Below are 3,244 nucleotides of genomic sequence, written 5' to 3' on the forward strand. Positions count from 1 at the left end.
ACCAGTTATAACACCGAAAGGCCTCATGAAGCATTAAATAATATGACGCCGATTGAGTATAAAACCCTAAGACAAGCAGTATTATTTTCTACTTGAAGCTTGTACTAAGTTTGGGGTATTTACATTCAGAGTAGATTTAACCAAATGAAAAAAGATGGGTTCTTTAAAAAATTACATAGAAAGGGATGTTAATGAATAATTTTTTTAAGATTACAACTTTTCTTTCAAATGATAAAAAATATTTATTTAGTAATTGTTGTTTTTTATCTAATGATATTGTTATTGGTGATTATGAACAAACAGTATTAGCAGGAACCTTAAAATTATCATTCACTGATTTGCTTGACAGATTGATGAATTATAAATTAATAAATTTTAATTCAAATGAGATTAATAAATTTTTTAATATTTTTTCAGGTGATATAAATAATTCTTGCTTACCTACTTGTGTTGAATCATTCGATGGAAATTTTGGTATTTTATGCTTTATAAATAATGAAGAATATTTAGTTGTAAAAAAATGGGATTGTCCTATTCTTATTAAAGTAAAAATAAATAAGCAGGATTATATTGATTGTGTTCTTAAAGCAATAAAGAAGATAGATGGATAAAAAAATAATAAACTAATTGCGACAATGAAATTAGTTATTCAGTGTCTAATAGTTTTGGTTTTAATTACGACACTTATGATAGCCTCAACGCTCTCATCAACGAAAATGGCGAACACTACCAGTTTCAATACGATGCTGACGACCGCCTGATCGAACAGACCGATCTGGACGGGCGTAAACAGAAATACAGCTACGATGCACTGGATAACGTCAGCGCCGTGCACTTTGCTGCCGGCAGCAGTGCCGAAATTACCCACCGCTTCAAACGCGATGCCATCGGCCGCCTGATCGGCAAATACACCACCGACGGCAACACCGCCTACCAGTACGACCAAGCCGACAACCTTATCAAAGTCGGCTACAAAAAAGCCGGCCTGCCCACAGAAGCCGAACCCGACCTCATCACCTTCAGCTACGACCAACTGGGTAATCTGCTGAGCGAAACCACCGCACAGGGCACCCTCAGCCACCAGTACGACCCACTGGGCAACCGCATTGCCACCACTCTGCCGGATGGGCGCACCATCAACAGCCTCTATTACGGCTCCGGCCACCTGCACCAGATAAATATCGACGGCAACATCATCAGCGACATCGAACGCGACAACCTGCACCGCGAAGTATTACGCACTCAGGGACGCCTGAACACCCAGTTCAAATACGACCGCAACAGCCGGCTGCAACACAAACAGATACAGCGCAATCAGAATCCCATCCTGCCTGATATCCTGCTCGAACGCAGCTACCAGTACGACAACCTCGACCGATTAGTAAGCAAAAAGCACAGCAAACACGGCCAGACCGATTACCGCTATGATCACACCGGCAGAATCGAAGGCTGTCGCAATCAAAGATACTGGGAGACCCTGCAATATGATGCCGCTGCCAACCTGTTAGACCACAAACGGCCAATAGAATTAGACCCCAGCAATCAGAATGTCATCCGCTGTAACCAGCTCCTGCATTTCAGAGGGCACCACTACAGCTATGACGAGCACGGCAGAACTCAGACCAAACAGACCATCGGCGCAACCCAGCACTACCACTACGATGCCGAACACCATCTGAGCGAAGTACGCATCGAACAACTCAACAAAACCGAACGATACCGCTACCTCTATGACGCCCTTGGCCGACGTATCGAAAAACAGAAGTTAGACCGCGAAGGCAAACCTTACAACCGTACCCGCTTCCTGTGGGACGGGTTAAGAATGATTCAGGAAACCGGCCCGAATCACCCCACCAGCCTGTATATCTATACAGATCAGAACAGCTACGAACCACTGGCGCGGATAGATAAACGAGATAATGAGCCAGAAAGGGTAATGTACTTCCATACCGATCTGAACGGCTGTCCGGAAGAGCTTACCGATGCAAACGGCGAAATACTGTGGGAATGCAGCTTTCAGCTATGGGGGAAGCGGATTCATGAAATCGAACACGAATCAGTAGAACAAAACCTCAGATATCAGGGACAATATTTAGACAGAGAAACCGGCTTACATTACAATACTTTCAGGTATTATGATCCGGATATAGGTAGATTTACCCAGCCCGACCCGATAGGCTTAGCTGGCGGGTTTAACCTGTATCAGTATGCGCCTAATGGGTTGACTTGGGTGGATCCACTTGGCCTAAGAAAATGTACAACAGGTTTTAAAAACGCCAATGATGCGGGGCGAGCAGCACTTAGTAAATATAATCCAATGTCGATATTCAAAAATCGTGAATATGGTGGGATCATATTTAAAGCAAAAGATGGTACTTATGGCTATACAAGGGGGCGACTTGGTTCGGGTAGAACTGCACCAACATTTAAAGAATCAGCAGGAGGTTTACCTAAGGGCTCAACACCAGTTGGTCAATATCACACACATGGTGATTACTCTGATATTAATTTTAATCGAACGAATAAAGCTGGTGATGTTCATAATAGTGATAAATTTTCTAATAGTGATATTAGCATTCATAATCGTGCTAATAAAACCTTTCCTAATTATACCAATGTATTAGGAACACCAAGCGGGAGCTTTTGGAAGATATTTGGTAAAGTTAGTGGGCCAGATGATGCTATACCGTTATAAGGAAGTGCATATTATGTGTGAAAACTACATTTTTAAGCTTGATAAAAGATATACCCCTTTTCTATTTAAAGCTATAGAAGCAGCCAAAAATAGTGAGTTTGTTTCCAAATGTAAATATGATATTAATAATTTTTATATTTCTTTTAGTAATCATATAACGATAAAAAAAGAGATTAGATATTATACAATACGTTTCTATTCAAAAGAGATTACGCAAGATAATTGGATGGATGTTGGAGTTGGTGGAATAGAAATAGATGATATAAATGTTGATATAAATGTTGATACAGGTGAAGTAATTTACGTTTATGGGAGTCGCTGACCAGTTGATCGGTAAATACAATAATAGAAAGGTTCAAAGCGATTATCTATAAGATTTAACCATTAGAATTTAAATAAAAAATGCCAGTAGCACCCAGAATTCTAGCTACAACGCCCTTGGCCGGCGTATCGAAAAACATCAGCTAGACCGTGAGGGCCAATCCTACAACCGTACCCGCTTCCTGTGGGACGGGTTAAGAATGATTCAGGAAACCGGCCCGAATCACC

3 protein-coding genes are annotated in these 3,244 nt (G+C 41.2%); all 3 read left to right on the plus strand.

Translation table 11 applies throughout. The annotated features are described in order from the left end of the window. The first annotated feature begins 191 nt into the window (after positions 1-191). The 3 genes from BGI33_RS07435 to BGI33_RS07445 are packed head-to-tail and all read left to right on the plus strand — an operon-like array spanning position 192 to position 3,017. A complete protein-coding gene (locus BGI33_RS07435) occupies positions 192-611 on the plus strand; it encodes a hypothetical protein (protein WP_065609560.1) in 420 nt (139 codons plus the stop codon). 41 nt (positions 612-652) lie between these two features. Continuing rightward, entirely contained in the window at positions 653-2,695 is a 2,043-nt protein-coding gene (locus BGI33_RS07440; RefSeq protein WP_100090613.1) for an RHS repeat-associated core domain-containing protein, read from the plus strand. A 13-nt stretch (positions 2,696-2,708) separates the two neighbouring features. After that, entirely contained in the window at positions 2,709-3,017 is a 309-nt protein-coding gene (locus tag BGI33_RS07445) for a hypothetical protein (protein ID WP_025315298.1), read from the plus strand. The last annotated feature ends 227 nt before the right edge of the window (positions 3,018-3,244 follow it).

Origin of the sequence: Snodgrassella alvi (assembly GCF_002777425.1) — a bacterium.
Classification (GTDB): domain Bacteria; phylum Pseudomonadota; class Gammaproteobacteria; order Burkholderiales; family Neisseriaceae; genus Snodgrassella; species Snodgrassella alvi_B.